Here is a 22,680-nt window from a genome sequence, read left to right on the forward strand (position 1 = left end):
GGGGGGGGGGGGGCGGGGGCGGCGGCGGGGGCGGGCGCGGCGGGCTGGCCGGCCGGAACCGCCGGCGGCTGGGCCGGCGGCGGCGGGGGCGAGGACGGCTTGGCCGGCGCTGCGGGCGGCACCGGCGGGGGTCCGCCGAAGCCGCCCGGCGGGGGGTCCTGCGGCGCGCCGAAGCCGCCGGACGGCGGCTGGCTGGGGGGCGGCGGGGTACTCATCTGTGCTACTGCCTCTCGGTGGGCTGCTCGGCGGACTCGTTCACGACGGACTCGTTCAGGGGATCGTTCACGGCGGGATCGCCGGCACCGCTCACTTGCCGAAGACCATCAGGAACTTCTCGTCCTTGTTCTGGGCGAGCAGGTGCGAGGCCGAGACGAAGAGCCGGCCGTCCGCGTAGTCGACGGTCGGGGAGTAGAAGGAGCTCTCGACGGGGGCCGCCGGGCCGGAGGGGTTGCGCAGGACCGCCGTGGGCGTGCCGCCGCCGGCCGGGATCGTGAGGACCTCGCCGCCCTTGTCGTACTCCGCCTTGCGGTAGACGACGACCTGGCCGCCGGCCGCCTTGAGCGGGGTGAGGGTGCGCCCCTCGCCGGCCGGGGTGCGCCACTTCTCCTTGCCGGTGGTCAGGTCGAAGGCGACGATCTCGTTGGCCTTGCCCGCGTCGGCCACGGTGGGCAGGTAGAGGGTGTTCGCGTCGACGTACGAGGTCCCGCAGCTCTGGAGGGACCGGTTGAAGGTGCCTCCGCAGCCGGCCCGGAAGCTGCCGTTGCCGGCGACGGTGGCGCGCTGCTGGCCGTCGGGGCCGAGGACCACGATGGAGCGTTCCTTGCTCTCGGAGTTGCCGAGGTCGAGCACGATCGGGTCCAGCGAGTAGACGGTCTTCACCTCGAAGCCCTTGGGGAGCTTGTAGGTCCAGGTGTTCTTGCCGGTGGCCGGGTCGGCGTCCATGACCTGGACGGTGTGGTCGGCGTCCTGGCAGGTGGCGATGGCGAGCATCTTGCCGTTGCCGGCGGCGAAGTCGCCGGGCTGGCAGCCCTCGGTCCGCTTGTTGTCGAAGAGCTTGTCGCCGGTGCTGACCTTGAAGGCGCTGGACGTGCCCATCCGGTTCACGACGACGGCGTCGCCGGTGAGGGCGAGGTCGGGGCTGCCGAAGATGTCGAAGAGGCCTTCCTTCGGCACCTCGTGCGACCACCCCTCCTTGCCGCTCTTGAGGTCGATCATCCGCATCTGGTTGCAGTTGGCGCTGTCGGACTCGCCGTCCTTGTACATGACGACGGTCTTGCCGTCCGTGCTCTGGTCGGTGACCCCGCAGATGACGGTGGGGAGGGTGAGGGTCCACTTCTCCTTGCCGTCGGCGACCCCGTAGCCGGTGACCGACTTCCAGAGGGTCTTGACGACGGTGTCGCCGACGATCCACTGGCCCGTGGAGTCGACTCCGGAGCCGGGACCGTCGACCTTGCTGGTCTTGAACCAGAGGACCTTGTCCTCGCCCTGCGCGCGCCCGGCGTTGAGGTCTTCCTTGTCGCCGCTGCCGTTGCCGCTGCCGTCGCCCTTGTCGACGGACTCGGACGGGGAGGCCTTGTCGTCGGTCGGGGCCGTGGAGTCCTGCGCCACGGGGACGTCGTCGCCCTTGCCCCCGTCCTTGACGAACAGGAAGTAGCCGCCGGTGCCGAGCACGAGCACGCCGGCGACTGCGGCCGCGATCAGCACGGCCGCCTTCTTGCTCGGCTTGGCGGGCGGGCCGGACTGCGGCATCGGCGGCATGCCGGGGGGCGGCGGCGGGAAGCCGTAGCCGCCGGGCTGCTGCTGGCCGTACGGCCCCTGCGGGGGCTGCTGCGGGTACGGGCCCTGCGGCTGGGGCGCGCCCTGGGGCTGCTGGGCGTACGGGTTCTCGCCCTGCGGCGGATTTCCGTACCCGGACGGCGGCGGCCCGGGGAGGTGGCCGTAACCGGAAGGTGTCGGCGGCTGGTTCGGCGGCTGGGGCGGCTCGGTCATCAGCGCATACCTTCGGCTTCGGGGTGGTGGGAGGATGCCCTTTCTATCACTGCCCACGCACGTGCGCCGGGCCGGTCCTCCCCCTGTTCCCAAGGGAGGACCGGCCCGTGATGCCGTCGTTATCCGGCCAGTTGGGGCCTCGGGCCCCCGGAACTCACGCCTCCTCGGCGAGCTCCAGCCAGCGCATCTCCAACTCGTCCCGGTTCGAGATGAGTTCCCGCAGCTCCGCGTCGAGCTTGGCGACCTTGTCGAAGTCGGTGGAGTGCTCGGCGATCTGCGCGTGCAGGCTGCTCTCGCGGTCCGACATCTTGTTGAGCTGCCGCTCGATCTTCTGCAGCTCCTTCTTCGCGGCGCGCGCGTCCCCGGAGGCCGAGGACTTCGCGGAGGACGGGGCGGGCGCCGGGGCGGCCGCGTCGATCATCTTCCGCCGGCGCTCGAGGTACTCGTCCAGGCCGCGCGGCAGCATCCGCAGGCTCGCGTCGCCGAGCAGCGCCATCACCGTGTCGGTGGTGCGCTCGATGAAGAACCGGTCGTGCGAGATCACGATCAGCGAACCGGGCCAGCCGTCGAGGAGGTCCTCCAGCTGGGTCAGGGTCTCGATGTCGAGGTCGTTGGTGGGCTCGTCGAGGAAGAGGACGTTGGGCTCGTCCATCAGCAGGCGCAGGATCTGCAGCCGGCGCCGCTCACCGCCGGAGAGGTCGCCGACGGGCGTCCACTGCTTCTCCTTGGTGAAGCCGAACTGCTCGCACAGCTGGCCCGCCGTCATCTCGCGGCCCTGGCCGAGGTCGACCCGGTCGCGCACGCGCTGCACGGCCTCCAGGACCCGCAGGGACGGGTCGAGTTCGCCGACCTCCTGGGAGAGGTAGGCCAGCTTGACGGTCTTTCCGACGGTCACGGACCCGGCGGCCGGCTGGACCTCGCCCTGGGTGCGGGCGGCCTCGGCGAGGGCGCGCAGCAGGGAGGTCTTGCCGGCGCCGTTGACGCCGACGAGACCGACGCGGTCACCGGGGCCCAGGTGCCAGGTGAGGTGCTTGAGGAGGGTCTTGGGGCCGGCCTGGACGGTGACGTCCTCGAGGTCGAAGACCGTCTTGCCGAGGCGCGCGTTGGCGAACCTCATCAGCGCGGACTTGTCGCGCGGCGGCGGCACGTCGGCGATCAGCTCGTTGGCGGCCTCGATGCGGTAGCGCGGCTTGGAGGTCCGGGCGGGGGCTCCGCGGCGCAGCCAGGCCAGCTCCTTGCGCATCAGGTTCTGCCGCTTGGACTCCTCGGTGGCGGCGATGCGGTCGCGCTCGGCGCGGGCGAAGACGTAGTCGCTGTAGCCGCCCTCGTACTCGTGGACGTCACCGCGCTGGACGTCCCACATGCGGGTGCAGACCTGGTCGAGGAACCACCGGTCGTGGGTGACGCAGACGAGCGCGGAGCGGCGCTCCTGGAGGTGCCCGGCCAGCCAGGAGATGCCCTCGACGTCGAGGTGGTTGGTGGGCTCGTCGAGCACGAGGAGTTCGTGGTCGGCGATGAGGAGCTGGGCGAGCGCGATGCGGCGGCGCTCGCCGCCGGAGAGCGGGCCGATGACGGTGTCGAGGCCCTGCCCGAAGCCGGGCAGGTCGAGGCCGCCGAAGAGTCCGGTGAGGACGTCGCGGATCTTGGCGTTGCCGGCCCACTCGTGGTCAGCCATGTCCCCGATGATCTCGTGGCGGACGGTGGCCTTGGGGTCGAGGGAGTCGTGCTGGGTGAGCACGCCCATGCGCAGGCCGCTGTTCTGGGTGACCCGGCCGCTGTCGGGTTCCTCCAGTTTCGCGAGCATCCGGATGAGGGTGGTCTTGCCATCGCCGTTGCGGCCGACGACACCGATCCGGTCCCCCTCGGACACGCCGAGGGAAATGCCGTCGAGCAGGGTACGGGTTCCGTACACCTTGCTGACTGCCTCGACATTGACCAGATTGACGGCCATCAGGAGCGCTCCAGGGAAGGGGTGTGGATCAGCCCCCCAGCCTAACCCTCCGCGAAGTGCCGAACCGTTCCACCGGCGGCCGCCCGTCGAGCGCCCCGGGGGGGACCCGCCGGTCACGGCCCGCCCGGCCGGGGGGCGGCCGCCGCGGCACGCCCGCCCGGTCCCCCTCGGCCCGGACCGGGGTCAGGCTCCGGGAAGGACCGTCGCGCCGGGGGCCGGACTCGTGGCCGTATGGGTGCTGCGGCACGTCCCCGAGGCGTCGAGGGCGGCCGCCACCTTCGCCGCCGATTCCGCGTCGCGGACCAGGAAGGCCGTCGTCGGACCCGAGCCGGAGACCAGGGCGGCCAGGGCTCCGGCGTCCGTGCCCGCGGCGAGGGTGCCGGCCAGCGAGGGCCGCAGCGACAGGGCCGCGGGCTGGAGGTCGTTGGCCAGGTGCGCGGCCAGGGCGTCCGGGTCGCCGGAGGCGAGGGCCGCCAGGAGGTCCGGGGAGGCCCGCGGGACGGGGATCTCGCGCCCCTCGGCGAGGCGGTCGAACTCGCGGAACACCGCCGGGGTCGACAGCCCGCCGTCGGCGACCGCGAACACCCAGTGGAAGGAGCCCGCCGCCACCGGGGTCAGGATCTCCCCGCGGCCGGTGCCGAGCGCCGCCCCGCCGACCAGGCTGAACGGCACGTCGCTGCCCAGCTCGGCGCACAGGGCGAGGAGGTCCTCCCGCGGGGTGTCCAGACCCCACAGCCTGTCGCAGGCGAGGAGGGCGGCCGCGCCGTCCGCGCTGCCGCCCGCCATGCCTCCGGCCACGGGGATGTTCTTCGCGATGTGGAGGTGGACGGCGGGGGTCAGCCCGGCCCGGTCCGCCAGCGCCTGCGCCGCCCGCGCGGCCAGGTTCGTCCGGTCCAGCGGGACCTGGTCCGCGCCCCGGCCCTCGCAGGTCACCGTCAGGGAACCGGAGGGCGTCGCCGTGACCTCGTCGTAGAGCGAGACCGCCAGGAAGACGTTGGCCAGGTCGTGGAAGCCGTCCGGGCGGGCCGCGCCCACCCCGAGCTGCACGTTGACCTTCGCGGGCACCCGTACCGTCACGCCCGCTCCGGAATCCTCCCGGGCGCTCACAGGGCGGGCCTCTCCGGCGCCGGCTTGTGCTCGGCGATCGCCGCGAACTCCTCGACGGTCAGGGACTCTCCGCGGGCCTGCGGGGAGACGCCGGCCGCGACCAGCGCCGCTTCGGCGCCCGGCGCCGAACCCGCCCAGCCGGACAGCGCCGCGCGCAGCGTCTTGCGGCGCTGCGCGAAGGCCGCGTCGACGACGGCGAAGACCTCGGACTTGGTGGCGGTGGTCTTGACCGGCTCGGCCCGGCGCACGAGCGAGACGAGACCGGAGTCGACGTTCGGCGCGGGCCAGAAGACGTTGCGGCCGATGGAGCCGGCCCGCTTGACGTCCGTGTACCAGTTGGCCTTGACGGAGGGCACTCCGTAGACCTTGTTGCCGGGCTTGGCGGCGAGCCGGTCCGCGACCTCCGCCTGCACCATCACCAGGGTCCGCTCGATGCTCGGGAAGCGGTCGAGCATGGTCAGCAGCACCGGCACGGCCACGTTGTACGGGAGGTTCGCGACGAGCGCGGTCGGCGGCGGGCCGGGCAGTTCCTTGACCAGCATCGCGTCGGAGTGGACCAGCGCGAAGCGGTCCTTGCGTTCGGGCATCCGCGCCTCGATGGTCGCGGGCAGCGCGGCGGCCAGGATGTCGTCGATCTCCACGGCGACGACCCGGTCGGCGGCCTCCAGCAGCGCGAGCGTCAGCGAGCCCAGGCCGGGACCGACCTCGACGACCACGTCGTCCGGCCGGACCCCCGCGGTGCGCACGATGCGGCGCACCGTGTTGGCGTCGATGACGAAGTTCTGGCCCTTCTGCTTCGTCGGCCGGACGCCGAGGACGGCGGCCAGCTCCCGGATGTCGGCCGCGCCGAGGAGGGCGGAGGTCTCGGGCGCTGCCGCGGGCGCGGTCTCGGACGAGTGATCGGGCTGCTGCTCTGCTGTGCTCACCGATAAAGGGTACGGCCGCAGTGCGGCCACGGACTCGCCCCCCGCTGCACGTAGAGCTTCTTCGCGCGGTAGGTCTGCTCCGGGCCCGGCGCGTTCTGGGGCCGGCCGCTGCCGCCGAGGGACTGCCAGGTCTGGACGTCGAACTGGTACAGCCCGCCGTACGTCCCCGACGGGTCGGTGGCGCCGGGCCTGCCGCCGGACTCGCACCGGGCCAGCGCGGCCCAGTCGAGGCCGTCCGCGCCCGTCACCGAGCTCGGCAGCGTCCTGGTGCCGACCTTGACGAGCTGGGTGACGGGTTCGCGGACGGTCTCCTCGGCGATCCGGCGGGGCTTCTGCCGGACGCCGTTGACGCTGCGCAGGCCGTACGTGACCCTGCGCGCGCCGGGGCGCCCGGAGCGTTCGACGACCTCGGTGCCGGCGAAGAGCGTGGGGTCCTCGACCTTCTCGGTCGCGTACGGGATGCGCTCCTCGCGGACTTCGCGGGTTCCGGTGATGCGGAGCACGGTGACGGTCATGCCGTCGCGGGGGAAGACGTCGGGGGGCACGGAGGTGGTGTCCTGGCCGTGGAGGGTGATCCCGGCCTGGTCGAGGGCCTCTTGGACGGTGGCGGCGTTGGTGCGGATGGCGCTCTCGCGGCCGTCGGCCATGAAGGTGACGCTGCGCTCGGTGCGGACGGCGAGGTCCAGGCCGGCGCGCGGGACGGGGGCGCTGCGGGCGGCGGAGAGGTAGGCGCCTTCGGCGCGGATCCCGAGCTGGCGCAGGGCGCCGTCCACCGTGCGGGTGGTGGTCCACACCTCGCGCCGCTGTCCGTCGAGGGTGAGGCGCAGCGGGCGGCCGTAGCGGACGACGATCTCGTCACCGTCCTCCAGGGCCTCGCCCCTGGCCGGGGCGACGAGGTCGTGGGGGCCGACGCCGAGCCTTTCGGCGGCGAGCAGCCCGCCGATGTCGCCGGCGAAGGTGTGCAGCGTCCGCGGAACTCCGTCGACGGTGAGGCGTACCGCCTTGTCGGCCGCGACGAAGGCGGTCGTGCCGCCGGCCAGGAACGCGACGACCAGGGCCTGGGGGACGATCCGCCGCCAGCCGGCGTGGACCGAGCGGGTGCCCGCCGGGCGGCGCCGCCGGTCGGGGGGCCCCGAGCCGCCGCGGCGGGCGGCGGGGACCGCGGGGGCGGCGGGGGCCGCGGGGGCGGCGGGGGCCGGGGCGGGGTCGAGTGCTTCGGCGGGCGGCCGCGGAGCGCCTCTGCGGCGGCCCGGTCCGGGCGGGGCCGGGTCCGCGGGTGGGGCCGGGTCCGCGGGCGGGGCCAGGTCCGTGAGCGGGGCCAGGTCCGTGGGCGGAGTCAGGTCCGCGGGCCGGCTCAGGCCCGTGAGCGGGGTCAGGTCCGCGGGCCGGGTCAGGTCCGTGAGCGGGGTCAGGTCCGACGGCGGAAACAGGTCCGTGAGCGGGGTCAGCTCCGCGGGCGGAGCGGTGGAGGAGCCGGGGAGCGGGCCGGGGAGCGGGCCGGGCTCGGCGCGCCTGCGGCGGCCGGTGGCCGGTGGCTCCTGCGTCGGGGCGGCGGTCCGGCCCCTGGCCCGGCGGCCCGGCCCGGCGTCGTCGGATCCTGCCCCGGGCCCCGCTCCGGCCGCCCCGTCTCCGGCCCCTGGCCCGGCCGTCCTGCGCCGCCGGGCACCGCCGCGGGGGGCCGGGACCCCGGGCTGCGGCTCCTGTTGTCCCGGGTAGGGGTCCGGGGGCATGCCCAGCCCCAGCCCGAGGCTCAGGGCCGGGTCCGGACCCAGACCCGGGCCCATGCCCAGGGCCGGATCCATGCCCAGGCCCGGACCTACGCCTGGGCCCGGATCCACGCCCAGGCCCGGACCTACGCCTGGGCCCGGATCCATGCCCAGGCCCGTATCCGGCCCTCGGTCCGGGCCCCGGCCCGGATCCGGGTCCGGGTCCGGGCTCGCGTCGTGGTCGAACCCCTGGCCACGGGCCGGATTCAGGTCCGGGTACGAGCCCTGGTCCAGGTTCAAGGCCAGGTCCAGGCCCAAGCCTTGGTCGAGGACTGGGCCGAAGCCCTGGTCCAGGCCCTGGCCGAAGCCCTGGTCCAGCGCCTGGTGGAAGCCCTGGCCCTGGCCCTGGTGGAAGCCCTGCCCCGGGCCCACGTCCAGGTCCGGGCCCTGGTCCCCGTCCGGATCGACCAGGCCCACCGGTGCGGGCGGCCCTGCCTGGGTGGCCAGCGCGTCCGCCCAGCCGACGACCCCGTCGCCGGGAGCCCGGCCCGGCTCGTGCCCGGGATCCCGGTCCCACGGATCCCGGGGGTCGAGGCCTCCGGGATCACCGCCGCCGGCCGGCCAGGACATATCGCTCACGACGCTCGCTCCACTGGTCCGTCCCGCTGCTTCGGGCACGGCACCCTAGCGGAGCGGCCGTCACGCTACAAAGCGGTACGGCTACGCACTGTGGCGAACGGGTGAGGGAGCGCGTCCGTCCGGCGCTCAGTAGTCGAAGGCGCGAGCCGTGTTGGCCGCCAGCGCCGTCGCCATGGCGTCCTCGTCGATGCCGCGGACGGCGGCCATCGCCCGCACCGTCAGCGGAATGAGGTACGGGGCGTTCGGCCGGCCGCGATAGGGCGCCGGGGTCAGGTACGGGGCGTCCGTCTCCACGAGCACCAGCTCCAGCGGGGCCACCGCCAGGGCGTCCCGCAGCGGCTGGGCGTTCTTGAAGGTGACCGTGCCGGCGAAGGACATGTAGTAGCCGGCGGCCGCGCATTCACGGGCCATCTCGGCGTCGCCGGAGTAGCAGTGGAAGACGGTCCGCTCGGGTGCGCCCTCCTCGCGCAGTACGCGCAGGACGTCCGCGTGGGCCTCGCGGTCGTGGATGACCAGGGCCTTGCCCTGTCGTTTGGCGATCTCGATGTGGGCGCGGAAGGAACGCTCCTGCGCGGCCATTCCCTGCGGCCCGGTCCGGAAGAAGTCGAGCCCGGTCTCGCCCACCGCCTTCACGTGCGCCAGCGCGGCCAGGGCCTCGATCTCGGCGAGCGCGTCGTCGAGCGCGCTCTCCCCGCCGCCCTCGCGGGCGCCCTGCCGCGACCAGCCGTCGGGGTCCCCGTGCACGATCCGGGGGGCCTCGTTGGGATGCAGGGCCACGGCGGCGTGGACGTTGGCGTGGGCGGCCGCGGTCTCGGCCGCCCAGCGGGAGCCCTTCACGTCGCAGCCGACCTGGACGACGGTGGTCACGCCCACGGACGCGGCCTTGGCCAGGCCTTCCTCGACGGTCCCGGACTGCATGTCCAGATGGGTGTGGGAGTCGGCGACCGCCACCCGGAGCGGTTCGGGCAGCGGGGGCGGCGCGTCGTTCGACGTACTACGGCTCATGCGGCCGATCTTATGACCGGCGGAAGCGCCCGAGCAGCCGGGCCAGCGGCCCGGGCTTCTCCACCGCGACCGGCCCGGGGCCGTCGTGCGCCACCTTGCGCTGCTTCGGCGCCCGCGGGGGCTGTTCCTCGTACGACGCCGGGACCGGACCGGCGATGCCGGGGGCGGCCCGGTGGTGGTAGAGCTGGTCCATCATGCCGAGCACCGACTTGACCTGGCCCTCGCGCATGATCCGCACCACGTGGCCGCCGCAGTTCATGCACGTCGGGTTCGACAGCGGCGACGGGACCCGCTCGCCCTGCACCGTGTAGACGATGAAGGGCTGTCCAGTGGCGTCGACGTGGTGCTCTATCTCGTACCCCTGCTCCCAGCCGTAGCCGCACTTCATGCACGCGAAGGCGTACGCCTCGTGCACGGTCGGCGCGCCCGGTGCGGCGGCGGTCACGGCTGCGGATGCGGATGTGAACGTGGTGGACGCGGCGGGTACGGCGACGGGTACCTGGGGGTCAGCGATCTCACTCATGCCAGCTCCTCTTGTTCCACTGGTGCAATGCCAGTGGACGCCTCTTCGGGCGGGAGCGCATCAGGCCCTGTCTAGTGTTGGACGGTCTTTGGGCGAGTCATGCCCAAAGCGCCCGGTGCGCGGTCTGAGCTTTGCTTTTCAGGTTAGCTCTTTACCGACCGGCGGCACCTTTTGTGCCGCGTTCTTTGCCGCCACGACGGCGTCGAAGACCTCGCGCTTGGGTACGCCCGCCTCGGCCGCGACCGCCGCGATGGCCTCCTTGCGCCGCTCGCCCGCCTCCTCGCGCACCCGCACCCGGTTCACCAGCTCCTCCGCGTCCACGTCGCCGGGGACCGCGGCCGGGGCGCCCTCGACGACCACGGTGATCTCCCCGCGCACGCCTTCGGCGGCCCAGACGGCCAGCTCGCCGAGGCCGCCGCGCTTGACCTCCTCGTAGGTCTTGGTCAGCTCGCGGCAGACGGCGGCGCGCCGCCCGGCGCCGAACACCTCGGCCATGGCGGCCAGGGTGTCGTCGAGCCGGTGCGGGGCCTCGAAGTAGACGAGGGTGCGGCGTTCGCCCTGGACCTCGCGGAGCTTACCGAGGCGCTCGCCGGCCTTGCGCGGCAGGAAGCCCTCGAAGCAGAAGCGGTCGACGGGCAGCCCGGACAGGGCGAGCGCGGTGAGGACGGCGGAGGGGCCGGGCACGGCCGTGACCTTGATGTCCTTCTCCACGGCCGCGGCGACCAGCCGGTAGCCGGGGTCCGAGACCGAGGGCATGCCGGCGTCCGTCACCAGCACGACGCGCTTGCCGGCCACCAGGGCCTCGACCAGCTCGGGGGTGCGCGCGGACTCGTTGCCCTCGAAGTACGACAGGACGCGCCCGGTGGTGTAGACGCCCAGCCCCTGGGTCAGCCGGCGCAGCCGCCGGGTGTCCTCGGCGGCGATCACGTCGGCCCGTTCCAGCTCGGAGGCGAGCCTCGGCGGGGCGTCGGCGAGGTCGCCGATCGGGGTCCCGGCGAGCACGAGCACGCCCGCGCCCGGGGCCCCGGACACGCCGGAGGCGGCCGCGGGAAGGGCCGCGGAGGAGGCTCCGGAACGGGCCTCGGAACGGGCCTCGGCGGACGCTTCGGAGACGGCCTCGAACGCGCCCGCGGGCGCGTTCTCGGTCGGGGCTTCGGCGGGGGCCTCGGAGGGGCGGGGCTGGTCAGTGGTCACCGCCCCATCCTCTCAGCCGTCCCGCCCCGCTCGTCCCGGCGCTCCCGTCCCCCGGGTTTCGTCCCCACCGCGGGTCACCCGGACCCCCTCGACACAGCCTCGTTCCCTACGATGACCCGGTGACCAGTACCGCGACGCCGCCGCCCAGCCCCGCGGGCGCCCCGCCCGCCTCATCGGCGGGGCCCGACCTCGGCCCCGGATCCGGACCCGCCGACCAGCCGTCCGCCTGGCTGCGCCGCCTGCGCGGCTTCGGGTACGCGGCCCGGACGGGGGCACGGAAGCAGTCGGACGTCCGCACCCGCCTGGTGCCCCCGTACGCCCGGCCGTCCGCGCAGCTGTGGGCGACCCTGGGCATCCGGGCCGAGACGGCCGCGGTCTGGGAGCGGGTGCTGGCGTGGGCCGGACCGCTGCTGGTGGCGCTGGTCGCCGGGGTGCTGCGGTTCGCCCATCTGGGCAGCCCGAAGGCGGTGATATTCGACGAGACGTATTACGCCAAGGACGCGTGGGCCACGATCCGGCAGGGCTACGAGGCGAGCTGGCCCAAGGACATCGACAAGTCGATCCTCGCCAACCCCGACGGAGTCGGCCTCCCCGTGGACCCGGGCTACGTCGTGCACCCGCCGGTCGGCAAATGGGTGATCGGCCTCGGCGAATGGATGTTCGGCTTCGACCCCTTCGGCTGGCGGTTCATGACCGCTCTGCTCGGCACGCTGTCCGTGCTGATGCTGTGCCGGATCGGACGGCGGCTGTTCCGCTCGACGTTCCTCGGCTGCTTGGCCGGCCTGCTCATGGCGGTGGACGGCCTGCACCTGGTGATGAGCCGCACCGCGCTGCTCGACCTGGTGCTGATGTTCTTCGTGCTGGCGGCCTTCGGATCGCTGGTCATCGACCGGGACAAGGCGCGGGCCCGGCTCGCGGCGGCCCTCCCGGTGGACGGTGAGGGACGGACCCGCCCGGACGCCCGGATCGCGGAGACGCTGGGCCTGGGCTGGCGCCCGTACCGGATCCTGGCCGGCGTGTGCCTGGGCCTGGCCTTCGGCACGAAGTGGAACGGCCTCATCGTGCTGGCCTTCTTCGGGGTCCTGACCGTGCTGTGGGACGCGGCCGCGCGCCGCACCGCGGGCGCGGGCTCCCCGTACGCGGCGATGCTGCGCCGGGACGCGCTGCCCGGCTTCCTCTCCACCGTCCCGGTGGCGATCGCGGTCTACCTGGCCTCGTGGCTCGGCTGGATCCTCTCCCCCGACAACGGAAAGGGCGGCTACTTCCGCGACTGGGCCGTCAAGAACGACCAGCACAGCTCGTTGTCGTTCCTGCCGGAGTGGCTGCGCAGCCTGTGGCACTACGAGACGACGGTCTACGACTTCCACGTGGGTCTGACCTCGGGCCACACCTACGAGTCGAACCCGTGGAGCTGGCTGGTCCTGGGCCGCCCCGTCTCCTACTTCTACGAGTCCCCCGCGCCGGGCACCGACGGCTGCCCGGCCACGGAGACGGCCAAGTGCGCCCGCGAGGTGCTGGCGCTCGGCACCCCGCTGCTGTGGTGGACGGGCTGCTTCGCGCTGCTGTACGTGCTGTGGCGTTGGCTCTTCCGCCGCGACTGGCGGGCCGGCGCGATCGCCTGCGCGGTCGCCGCGGGCCTGCTGCCCTGGTTCAACTACCAGGAACGGACCATCTTCTTCTTCTACGCCGTGGTCTTCGTCCCCTACCTGTGCCTGGCGGTGGCCATGATGACCGGCGCCCTCCTGGGCCCGGCCGGCTCCTCGGAACGCCGGCGCGCCCTGGGCGCGGTGGCGGCGGGCGTCCTCGTCCTGCTGATCGTCTGGAACTTCATCTACTTCTGGCCGATCTATACCGGCCAGTCCCTCCCGATGGACTCCTGGCGGGGCCGGATGTGGCTGGACACCTGGGTCTAGCTGCCTCAACGACACGCCCGGCACCTCGTGGCACCGGCCCGTCGTGGTTGTTGTTGGGGGTCTCTGGCCGTCGTGGGCCACCCCTTGACGGCCCACAGACGGCCCCGGCCGGACGCTGGTGCTGCCTGCCGGAAGACGGCCCGCGACGTCGATGAAGATCTAAGGGCGCCTGCGCCCCTGATCACGCTCACTCCGCTCGGTGAATCGTGATCAAACCCTCTCCAACGATGGCGTTGGCTGGCAGAATTCAGCGAGCGTTTCTCACCAAGAGTGCGCGCTGGGGGGAGGGTTTCACAACCAATGGCGGCAATAGCACGTAACACCACCGATTCGCTGATCAAACACCGGCGCGAGATTGCCGACCTCAAGCAACGCATCAAGAACCGGCGAATACAGGTAATTGGGCTCTATGGAACCCCAATTGTCGAATTCGCTGCAATCTTGACATGGATAAGCCTCAAGGCATTCCGTTATCGACATTCGGAAATACCGACCGCAATCCACGGGGCATTCATCGGGTGTGTTGTTTTTCTCGCGTTCGCCATAGTCGTGCAATGCTCTCTGGAGTTCAGCGTCTCATCGCCCTGGAGGGATGGACGAAACGCCGGTCAGAAAGCTAAGACTCGAACTCGAACTCGCAGAGGAACGTCGCATCCTTGAGGCCAGACGCCTCACGCCTCCCACACTGGCCTCGCAACAAATGCTGAGATGCCGTGGAACACTGCCGTACCACGAGGACTTCAGATCGCCTGTACCCCGAGGGGAAACCACATGCCGGTCACGCCAGGGCTGATTGACGCAGGCGAGGAGACCGGGATGGCCAAGCGACGATCGATCCTGGCTCACCCCGCTGTCTTGTACGGGGCGGCGGCCATCGCTGCACTGCTGACCGCACTGGGACAGCAAGCCATCGCGGAGTGGTGGGGCGACGGCTGGAACTGGGTCGAGTTCGGACAGGCCATCCTGTCCAACGCGGTCATCGCCATCATCCTGTCCGTCGCCGCCCGAGCCCTGCAGAAGTCGCAGGATCGCGCCGAGGCCGATCGAACCGCCAGCAAGAAAAAGGCAGCTGAGGCCGAAGAGGCGCTGCGGCAGGACAACGCCGAACGCGGACGCATGCTCGGACTGGTGGCGCTCCCACTCGCCGTGAGCGGATGGAGCCAAGAACCTCCCGAGCCCGGAACGACCTTGCCAGACCAACAGGCACTGACCCCAGAACTACTCACGAGTCTGGCCCAGAACTCCAGCCACTGGCGCGACCTCGCCGATGAGCTGAACACGCTGACGGCCTCCCGCCCACCATCCGAGGCCACCGAAGAGGAACGAAACCAAGCCGGATTCAAGGCCTACCTCATGCTCTCGGGGCTCGGGAACAAGCTGCAGATCTACCTCGGCGAGGGCAGCCGTCGCCGCCGGCTGATCTACCTGCGATGGCTGGCCAACGACCTGGCCACCGCGGCTTCCGCCGGCTGGAGCTGGTCGCCCGCCGTCTACCGCTTCCGCAACACAGCCGTAGTGCTGTTCGGGTGGGTGCAACACACAGACACAACCATCATCGAGCGGCTCCTCGTCGAGCGAGTCACTCCCCTGTTCTACCCGCCACCCCCGCAGAACCAGTGGCGCGACACCACTACCGCCCCCGACCTCTCAGACGCAGCCACAAGCGCAGACCCCCTGTACCTCCTCGTGTCGCAGATCAATCAGGCCTGCACTCGGATCAAGGAGACAGAGTCCTTCGCGGACACCCTTCCGCTGGTCGACCTGATGGCACGCAGCCTGAACGCCTTGAGAAACGAACTCCGCGCCGCCGCCGACTGCACTGACGCAGTACTGGCCATGGCCCGCGAAGCCCAACCCACAGCACTCGCACAGGGCGACGCACCGTCAGTGCAAACGCTCGGTCTGCACTGACGTAGATTTTCGGGACAGAGTCAGCGGTCGGTGGCGAAGTATGCGGTCCGGACCGCGATCGATTGTGGCGCCGGGAGCGACTTGGCGGTGTCGCTCAGTTCGCCGATCCGGACGACCCAGGTGGGCTTGGACTCGTCGACGTCCGGGTGCTTTCCGGTCGGGTCCGACAGGACGACGAAATCTTTGCCTTCACATCCGTAGTTCGGGATCCAACCGTCCGGTCGGCCGGACCAAGCTCCTCCGATCCGACGGCGGCACTTCGTCCCATCCGCAAGTACCAGACGCCAGGCCTCTTACAAAGAGCGCCTACCCGGAGAGATCGCTCGACTACGTAAAGATTCCCATCACTACCGCCAAATTCACTTGTTCATGCAGTGGACTCTATTCGTCACTTCGGCAGCAATTTCGGCAGTAACCGCATGGTTCGACCCGCCTCAACCTGCAAAAGGATCTCTAATCCTACTGGGATTAACCGTGACCATAATAACCGCCGCGTCAGGCTATTTTAAGCCCCGCGAACGGGCCTTCAATCTTCAGCAGACCGCTGACAGTATGGAGCAGCACGCCACCGCGATCGAATTGGGAATCGCGCCATATGGCGAAGATAACGAAATTGCAAATCTCAAGTCATTCGCTACCACCGTGGAGGCGCTGCGTGCGGAGCAGCGCATGCGGGAACAACAACTTGACCACGGCTGATCGGGGCCCCGGGCGCCCTGAGGGATGGAATTCCATCTACTTCTGGCCGATCCATACCGGCCAGTCCCTCCCGATGGACTCCTGGCGGGGCCGCATGTGGCTGGACACCTGGGTCTAGCGGGGCAGTTGGGTCCAGGTTCCGGTCCTGTAACAACGCCCCTGACCGTGCGTCCGTTCGACATATGGTCTGAACCACGGGCTCCCTGAACGCGTTCAGCGTTCACCGAGCGGGGGCCGTGGCACGGGGGGGACGGGGATCGTGGAATGAACGGGGCCGCAAAGGGCGCCATCGTGGGCGGGGTGTTCCTCGCCATGCTGGGCGGTGCGGGTTACGGGGTGTACGCGCTGGTCGGGGACGACAGCGGCGGGGACGACGGCAAGAGCACGAGCGCCGTCGGCCCCGCGGCGCCCGCCAAGGGCACGGGGCCGGTCAGCGACGAGGAGGCCGCGCGGACCGCCGCCGCCTTCTTCGCCGCATGGTCGGCCGGGGACGCGGCGAAGGGCGCCGAACTGACGAACAACCCGGGGGTGGCCCGGGACGCGCTGGGCGACTTCACGACCGCGGCCCACGTGTCGAAGGTCGCGATCACCCCCGGCGCGCAGACCGGCACCACCGTGGCGTACTCCGTCGCGGCGGAGGTCACCTACGAGGGGGTCACCAAGCCCCTCGCCTACGAGTCCAAGCTCTCCGTGGTCCGCGGCAACACCACCGGGCTGCCGCTCGTCGACTGGGACCCCTCGGTGCTCCATCCGCAGCTCCAGAAGGGCGAGCGGCTGCGCGGGGGCGCCCCGCCCAGCCCGCCCGTCAGGGCCGTGGACCGCAACGGCAAGGAGCTGACGGCCGAGAAGTACCCGTCCCTGCGCAAGGTGCTCGACGACCTGCGCCAGAAGTACGGGGCGAAGCTGGGCGGCGCCGGCGGCGCCGAGCTGTGGATCGAGCCGGCCACCCCGGACGCCCCGCGGCGCAGCCTGCTGACGCTGGTCGAGGGCACGCCGGGGAAGATCGAGACCGTCCTGGACGCCGACGTGCAGGCGGCCGCCGAGAAGGCCGTACTGCGCTTCCCGCAGGCCTCGGTGGTCGCCGTCCAGCCCAGCACCGGGGACGTCCTGGCCATCGCCGACCACCGCTCGGACGGGTTCCCCGCCTCCCTCAGCGGCGGGCGCGCGCCCGGCTCCACGATGAAGATCGTGACCGCCGCGATGCTGCTGGACCGGGGCCTGGTGGCGGCGGACAAGGTCGCCGAGTGCCCGGCGGAGGTCTTCTGGGAGGGCCGGCGCTTCACGAACCTGAAGGGCTTCAAGCTCGACGACGAGACCTTCGCGACGAGCTTCGCCCAGTCCTGCAACACGGCCTTCATCAAGCAGATCAAGCCGGTCAACGACATCGGCGCGCTCCCGAAGGAGGCCCGGGAGGTCTTCGGCATCGGCACCCAGTGGAACGTCGGCGTGCCGACCGTCGACGGCAAGGTCCCGGAGGCCACCGGCCCGGCGGCCGCGGCCGCGTACATCGGCCAGGGCCAGATCCAGATGAACCCGCTGACGATGGCCTCGATCACGGCCACGGCCCGCACCGGGGTGTTCCGCCAGCCGGTCGTGGTCAAGGCCTCCCTGGACGGCCGCGCGCTGGCGAAGGCCTCCCGGCCGATGAAGCCCGCGGTGGCGGCGCAGCTGGTACGGATGATGAAGCTGACGGCGACCAGCGGTACGGCACGGGGCGCGATGGCCGCGGTCGGCGGCTCCGACAAGGGCGCGAAGACCGGCTCGGCGGAGGTCGACGGCGCGCAGAACCCGGACAGCTGGTTCACCGGCTTCAGCGGTGACGTGGCGGCCGCGGCGATGGTCGAGGGCGGCGGACACGGCGCCGACGCGGCGGGCCCGATCGTGGCGGCCGTGCTGAACGCGGGCTGAGCGGCCGGCCCCGGTCGGGGCACGCGACCGGGCCGCTGCCCGGCCGCCGCCGCCGCCGGCCCTCAGCGCTCCCGTACGTCGGCCAGCACGGCGCCCGCGTGGGCGATCAGCTCGCCCGGGGCCATCGGGAACACCGTGTGCGGGGTTCCGGCGGCGGCCCAGACCACGTCGTGGGCCAGCAGGGAGCGGTCCGCGAGGACCCGGGTACGGGTGCGGTGCCCGAAGGGCGGGACGCCGCCGATGGCGTAGCCCGTGGTCTCGCGGACCAGGGCCGCGTCGGCCCGGGTCACGGCGTCCGCGCCGAGCTCCCGGCGCACCGCCTCCACGTCCACCCGCGAGGACCCGTCCAGCAGGACCAGTACGGGGACCCCGTCGGCCGCGAAGATCAGCGACTTCACGATCTGGCTGAGCTCGCACCCGATCGCGGCGGCCGCGTCGGCGGCGGTCCGGGTGCCGTCGGGGAAACTCCGTACCCCGGGCTCCAGGCCCAGCGCGGCGAGGGCTTCGGCGAACAGCGGATGTGTGGTGGTCGTCATGCGGCCACGCTAACGCGGCGCGGCGCCCGGAACACGGCATTCTCCCCCGGCCACTCCGGCCGTCCCATCACCCCCGCCGCCCCGGCCACCCCGCCACCCCCGGCCCCCTGGGCTGCGGCCCGGGAGCCGGACCGCGGCCGGCGGCCCGCGGCGGACCGCGCCGGCGTCACAGCGAGGACCGGACCGCCCGGACCAGTGCCTGCGCGCGCGGGTCGGCGGTGACCGACTTGGCCAGCGCGTTCGTGACGTAGCCGAAGCCGATGCCCGCGTCCGGGTCCGCGAAGGCCAGCGAGCCGCCGCGGCCCGGATGCCCGAAGGAAGACGGGGACAGCAGCGGCGAGGCCGGGCCGTGCAGCATGTAGCCCGGCCCGAAGCGGGTGTTGACCACCAGGACCCGGTCCGGGCCGGAGGAGAGCTCCGTGCCCGCCAGCGCGGTGGTCGCGGGGGTGAAGAGGCGCGCACCGTCCTGCGTGTCGGACAGCAGCGCCGCGTACAGGCCCGCCAGCGCCCGCGCCGTGCCGATGCCCGCCGACGCGGGGAGCTCGGCCGCCCGGTAGCCGGGGGCGTTCTCGTCGGGCAGCGGGTCGATCGCCGCGAAGGCCCGCCGGGTCAGGGAGTCGGGGTCGGCGTAGGCCTCCGAGACGTTCCTGCGCGGGCGGATCTTCAGCGCTCCCGCCGACTGCGGCGGATCCACCGGCGCGACCCGGCCCACCCGCCCGGACCGCGCCTGCGTCTCGGGCAGCCCGATCCAGAAGTCCAGCCCCAGCGGCCCCGTGACCTCCCCGGCCAGCCACTGCCCCAGCGAGGTCCCGCCCGTCACCCGCGCCACCAGCTCGGACAGCAGCCAGCTGTACGTCTGCGCGTGGTAGCCGTGTGCCGTGCCCGGTTCCCACAGGGCCCGCTGCGCGGCGACCGCCCGCGCGCCCGAGTGCCCGTCGACCGCCTGGGCCGGGGTCAGCCCCCGGTCCAGCGCCGGGATCCCGGCGCGGTGCGCGAGCAGGTCCCGTACGCGGGCGTGCTCCTTGCCGGCCGCCTTGAACTCGGGCCAGTACGAGGCCACGGGCGCGTCCAGGTCCAGCAGCCCCCGCTGGTGGAGCAGCAGCGGGACGACGGCGGCGACGCCCTTGGTCGCCGAGCGCACCACCTGCGCGGTGTCGGCGGTCCAGGACCCCCCGCCGGCCCCCTCGGCCCCCTCGGCCGGGTCGGCCCCCTCGGCCCCCACGGTTGCGTCGGCGTCCTTCGTACCGGCCCACAGGTCCACGACCCGCCGCCCGTCGCGGTAGACGGCCACGGCCGCGCCCCGGTCACCGAGCACCTCGAAGTTGCGTACGAACGCCTCGCGGACGGCCTCGTAGCCCTCCGCCACCTCACCCTGGATCTCCACGAGCAGTCCAACAACCGGCCGTGCGCGGTTTATGCCACCGAGGGCCTACGCCAGGGACACCGAGCGCGGGTCGAAGCCGAAGGGCAGCTCCAGCCGGTGCGCGCGCATCAGTTCCTCGTCGCACAGCACGTCCTGCGTCCGCCCGTCCGCCACGATGGTCCCCTCGCTGAGGATCACCGCGCGCGGGCAGAGCTCCAGCGCGTACGGCAGGTCGTGCGTCACCATCAGCACGGTGACGTCCAGGGAGCGCAGGATGTCCGCGAGCTCCCGCCGCGACGCCGGGTCGAGGTTGGAGGACGGCTCGTCCAGCACCAGGATCTCGGGGCGCATGGCCAGTACGGTCGCCACCGCGACCCGGCGGCGCTGCCCGAAGGACAGGTGGTGCGGGGGCCGGTCCGCGAAGGCGGCCATGCCGACCTGGTCCAGGGCCTCCCGCACCCGGGCCTCCAGCTCGGGACCGCGCATTCCGGCGGCGGCCGGGCCGAAGGCCACGTCCTCGCGCACGGTCGGCATGAAGAGCTGGTCGTCGGGGTCCTGGAAGACGATGCCGACCCGGCGGCGGACCTCGGCGAGGTTCCGCTTCTCCACGGGCAGCCCGGCGACGGCCACGGTGCCGACGCCGCCGCTCAGGATGCCGTTGAGGTGCAGGACCAGAGTGGTCTTGCCGGCGCCGTTGGGGCCGAGCAGCGCCACCCGCTCGCCCTGCCCCACGGTCAGGTCGACCCCGAAGAGGGCCTGGTGGCCGTCGGGGTAGGCGTAGGCGAGGCCGGAGACTTCGAGAGAGGGTGCGTTCACAGCGTCCATCCCACCAGACAGACGGCGAGTGCCGTCACCGGGAGTGCGGCCGCGTACGCCCACTGGGCGCGGGTGGCCGCGACATCGTCGATCACCGGCATGGAGCCGGCGTAGCCGCGGCTGACCATCGCGAGGTACACCCGCTCGCCGCGTTCGTAGGAGCGGATGAACAGGGCGCCGGCCGTCTTGGCGAGGACGCCCCAGTGCCGGATCCCGCGCGCCTCGAAACCGCGGGAGCGGCGGGCGATCGACATCCGGCGCAGCTCGTCGGTGATCACGTCGCCGTACCGGACCATGAAGGAGGCGATCTGGACGAGCAGCGGCGGCAGCCCCAGCCGCTGCAGGCCGAGCAGCAGGGACCGCAGTTCGGTGGTGGAGGCGAGCAGGACGGACGCGGCCACGCCGAGGGTGCCCTTGGCCAGCACGTTCCAGGCGCCCCAGAGGCCGGAGACGCTGAGCGACATGCCGAGGAAGTCGACCCGTTCGCCCTGGGCCACGAAGGGCATCAGGACGGCGAAGGCGACGAAGGGCACCTCGATCAGCAGCCGGCGCAGCAGGAAGCCGGCCGGGATGCGGGCGGCGGCGGCCGCCGCCGCGACGAGGACGGCGTACAGGCCGAAGGCCCACACCGCCTCGCGCGGTGTGGACACGACGACCACGACGAAGCCGAAGGTCGCGGCGAGCTTGCAGTGCGGCGGCAGGTCGTGGACCGGCGAGTGCCCGTGCCGGTAGAGCTTGTGGGCGTGGCCCGCGCCCACGTCAGGCGGCCGGCACGGCCGTGGACGCGGCCGTGAGGTCGGCGCCGCGGCGGCGGCGGACGGTCCAGAAGACGGCGGTGCCGAGCACGACGGTCCCGCCGACGCCGATGACTCCGGCGAGGCCGCCGGAGAGGCGCGCGTCGGAGACGTCCTTGACGCCGTAGTCGGCGAGCGGGGACCCGGCGGCGGCGTGCTCCGTCACCTTCTGGTCGATGCCCTGGTCGGCGGCGACCTTCTCCAGGCCGTCGGGGCTGGACGAGGCGTAGAAGGACACGAAGCCGGCGAGGGCGAGGGCGGCGACCAGGCCGGTGATCCACACGGGCTTGGTGGAGCGGGCGGCGAGGCCGGCCGGGACGGCGGGGGTGGCGGCCGGGGCGTCGACCAGTTCGCCGCCGACGCGCAGCTTGAGCGGAGCGGACAGCCCGCGGGCGCCGTGGACCAGGTCGGGGCGTACGGCGATCACGGCGCCGACGGTGGCGGCGGTGATGGCGGCCTCGCCGATGCCGATGAGGACGTGGACGCCGGCCATGGCGCCGAAGACCTTGCCCAGCGGCACGTCGGTGGTGCCGCCCACCGCGTAGAAGAGGGTGAACATGACGGCGGCGGCGGGTACCGAGAGCAGGGCTCCGGCGAAGGCGGCGACGGTGACCGAGCGGCGGCCGGCGGGCAGCAGCTTCACCAGCCCGCGGAAGACGGCGTAGGCGACGACCACCGTGACCACGGCCATGTTGACGACGTTGACGCCGAGCGCGGTGAGGCCGCCGTCGGCGAAGAGGACCCCCTGCATGAGCAGGACCACGGACACGCAGAGCACGCCCGTGTAGGGGCCGACGAGGATCGCGGCGAGCGCGCCTCCCAGCAGGTGGCCGCTGGTGCCGGCGGCCACGGGGAAGTTCAGCATCTGGACGGCGAAGATGAAGGCGGCGACGAGGCCGGCGAGCGGGGCGGTCCGCTCGTCGAGCTCCCGGCGGGCGCCGCGGAGGCTGACGGCCACGGCTCCGGCGGCGGCGACACCTGCGGCAAGGGAGACGGGGGCATCGATGAAGCCGTCGGGCACATGCATGGTTCTGCTCCGCTTCCTGCGGTCCGTTGAGCCGGCTAAGTCTTTAACCGTTCAAGAATAGGGCCTAATTGCGAAGCGTTGGCAAGAGCGGCGGCATCACAAATGGCCTCGTGCGGATCCGTGGGAATGTGCGAGGCTGGGGGCAATACGGACATATATGTTCCGATTCGAGGAGTCTTGTCGATGTCAGCCGCCGCCGAGAATCGACCTGCCGGCACCAGCGCGACAGCCACCGCGACCGCGCCCGATCCCGTCGTCGAGGAGCGGGTCCGCGCCCGCGTGATCACCGACGACCCGCTCTACCGGGCCATTCCGGTCGCCCTGCGCTTCGTCCCCGCCGAGCCCCTCGCCGTGCGGATCGTCTTCCCCGCGGACCTCTCGCCCGAGGGCACCGACAACGAGTGGGTCTTCCCCCGCGCCCTCCTCGAGGCCGGTCTCCAGGCTCCGACCGGGACCGGCGACGTACGCGTCTGGCCCTGCGGACGGGTGCAGGCCGTCGTCGAGTTCCACTCCCCCGAAGGCGTCGCGGTGGTCCAGTTCGACATCGCCGCGCTGCGGCGCTTCCTGCGCCGCACGTACGCGCCCAAGGCCGCCGCCACCCGTTAGGCCCAACGCGACCCGACCGTCCCGGAAAACGGGAACCGGCCCCGCACCTGACAGGTGCGGGGCCGGC

The 22,680-nt window shown here is 72.6% G+C and carries 18 protein-coding genes and 1 pseudogene; 5 read left to right on the forward strand and 14 right to left on the reverse strand.

Annotation, left to right across the window (positions count from 1 at the left end):
• The 9 genes and pseudogenes from ACWF9Z_RS26075 to rsmI all read right to left on the reverse strand — a co-directional run.
• Positions 1-215: pseudogene (locus ACWF9Z_RS26075) on the reverse strand (PQQ-binding-like beta-propeller repeat protein); the annotation flags it as partial.
• Positions 216-306: 91 nt separating this feature from the next.
• Complete coding sequence (locus ACWF9Z_RS26080; RefSeq protein WP_453605714.1) at positions 307-1,989, reverse strand: outer membrane protein assembly factor BamB family protein; 1,683 nt, start codon at positions 1,987-1,989, stop codon at positions 307-309.
• 154 nt (positions 1,990-2,143) lie between these two features.
• Complete coding sequence (locus ACWF9Z_RS26085; RefSeq protein ID WP_453605716.1) at positions 2,144-3,940, reverse strand: ABC-F family ATP-binding cassette domain-containing protein; 1,797 nt, start codon at positions 3,938-3,940, stop codon at positions 2,144-2,146.
• Between the two features lie 183 nt (positions 3,941-4,123).
• A complete protein-coding gene (locus tag ACWF9Z_RS26090) occupies positions 4,124-5,017 on the reverse strand; it encodes a 4-(cytidine 5'-diphospho)-2-C-methyl-D-erythritol kinase (protein ID WP_453605718.1) in 894 nt (297 codons plus the stop codon).
• Positions 5,018-5,043: 26 nt separating this feature from the next.
• Positions 5,044-5,973 (reverse strand): 16S rRNA (adenine(1518)-N(6)/adenine(1519)-N(6))-dimethyltransferase RsmA, encoded by a 930-nt coding sequence (gene rsmA / locus ACWF9Z_RS26095; RefSeq protein WP_453605720.1) that lies wholly within the window; start codon positions 5,971-5,973, stop codon positions 5,044-5,046.
• Entirely contained in the window at positions 5,970-7,349 is a 1,380-nt protein-coding gene (locus ACWF9Z_RS26100) for a ubiquitin-like domain-containing protein (RefSeq protein WP_453605834.1), read from the reverse strand. Before ACWF9Z_RS26100 ends, rsmA begins: the two co-directional genes overlap by 4 nt.
• Before the next feature lie 1,095 nt (positions 7,350-8,444).
• A complete protein-coding gene (locus ACWF9Z_RS26105; protein WP_453605722.1) occupies positions 8,445-9,323 on the reverse strand; it encodes a TatD family hydrolase in 879 nt (292 codons plus the stop codon).
• 10 nt (positions 9,324-9,333) lie between these two features.
• Positions 9,334-9,711: a hypothetical protein gene (locus ACWF9Z_RS26110; RefSeq protein WP_453605835.1), complete on the reverse strand. Its 378-nt coding sequence runs from the start codon at positions 9,709-9,711 to the stop codon at positions 9,334-9,336.
• Between the two features lie 273 nt (positions 9,712-9,984).
• A complete protein-coding gene (rsmI, locus tag ACWF9Z_RS26115) occupies positions 9,985-10,878 on the reverse strand; it encodes a 16S rRNA (cytidine(1402)-2'-O)-methyltransferase (protein WP_453605836.1) in 894 nt (297 codons plus the stop codon).
• Between the two features lie 281 nt (positions 10,879-11,159).
• Here rsmI and ACWF9Z_RS26120 point away from each other — a divergent pair, with 281 nt between their 5' ends.
• The 4 genes from ACWF9Z_RS26120 to ACWF9Z_RS26135 all read left to right on the forward strand — a co-directional run bounded on the left by ACWF9Z_RS26120 (position 11,160) and on the right by ACWF9Z_RS26135 (position 17,471).
• The gene (locus ACWF9Z_RS26120) at positions 11,160-12,953 is read left to right on the forward strand and encodes a dolichyl-phosphate-mannose--protein mannosyltransferase (RefSeq protein ID WP_453605724.1); all 1,794 of its coding nucleotides are present in this window, start codon (positions 11,160-11,162) and stop codon (positions 12,951-12,953) included.
• An 816-nt stretch (positions 12,954-13,769) separates the two neighbouring features.
• Positions 13,770-14,864 carry a hypothetical protein gene (locus ACWF9Z_RS26125; protein WP_453605726.1) on the forward strand — a complete coding sequence of 365 codons (1,095 nt, stop codon included), beginning with the start codon at positions 13,770-13,772 and terminating at the stop codon, positions 14,862-14,864.
• Between the two features lie 318 nt (positions 14,865-15,182).
• On the forward strand, positions 15,183-15,563 hold the full coding sequence (locus ACWF9Z_RS26130) for a DUF4231 domain-containing protein (RefSeq protein WP_453605837.1): 381 nt from the start codon (positions 15,183-15,185) through the stop codon (positions 15,561-15,563).
• 264 nt (positions 15,564-15,827) lie between these two features.
• A complete protein-coding gene (locus ACWF9Z_RS26135) occupies positions 15,828-17,471 on the forward strand; it encodes a penicillin-binding transpeptidase domain-containing protein (RefSeq protein ID WP_453605728.1) in 1,644 nt (547 codons plus the stop codon).
• Between the two features lie 62 nt (positions 17,472-17,533).
• On the opposite strand, the gene ACWF9Z_RS26140 is transcribed toward ACWF9Z_RS26135, so the two are convergent.
• From ACWF9Z_RS26140 to ACWF9Z_RS26160, 5 genes are all read right to left on the reverse strand, one after another.
• Positions 17,534-18,007, reverse strand: a complete 474-nt coding sequence (locus ACWF9Z_RS26140) for a YbaK/EbsC family protein (protein ID WP_453605730.1) — start codon at positions 18,005-18,007, stop codon at positions 17,534-17,536.
• Between the two features lie 166 nt (positions 18,008-18,173).
• Positions 18,174-19,397, reverse strand: a complete 1,224-nt coding sequence (locus ACWF9Z_RS26145) for a serine hydrolase domain-containing protein (RefSeq protein WP_453605839.1) — start codon at positions 19,395-19,397, stop codon at positions 18,174-18,176.
• Between the two features lie 39 nt (positions 19,398-19,436).
• On the reverse strand, positions 19,437-20,195 hold the full coding sequence (locus ACWF9Z_RS26150) for an energy-coupling factor ABC transporter ATP-binding protein (RefSeq protein WP_453605732.1): 759 nt from the start codon (positions 20,193-20,195) through the stop codon (positions 19,437-19,439).
• Positions 20,183-20,944 (reverse strand): cobalt ECF transporter T component CbiQ, encoded by a 762-nt coding sequence (gene cbiQ / locus ACWF9Z_RS26155; protein WP_453605734.1) that lies wholly within the window; start codon positions 20,942-20,944, stop codon positions 20,183-20,185. The genes ACWF9Z_RS26150 and cbiQ overlap by 13 nt, the downstream gene beginning before the upstream one ends.
• Before the next feature lies 1 nt (position 20,945).
• Complete coding sequence (locus ACWF9Z_RS26160) at positions 20,946-22,007, reverse strand: energy-coupling factor ABC transporter permease (protein ID WP_453605736.1); 1,062 nt, start codon at positions 22,005-22,007, stop codon at positions 20,946-20,948.
• 183 nt (positions 22,008-22,190) lie between these two features.
• Between ACWF9Z_RS26160 and ACWF9Z_RS26165 the strand changes: the two genes are divergently transcribed.
• Positions 22,191-22,613 (forward strand): SsgA family sporulation/cell division regulator, encoded by a 423-nt coding sequence (locus ACWF9Z_RS26165; protein WP_453605738.1) that lies wholly within the window; start codon positions 22,191-22,193, stop codon positions 22,611-22,613.
• The last annotated feature ends 67 nt before the right edge of the window (positions 22,614-22,680 follow it).

This window comes from Streptomyces sp. NPDC054961 (genome assembly GCF_053609145.1).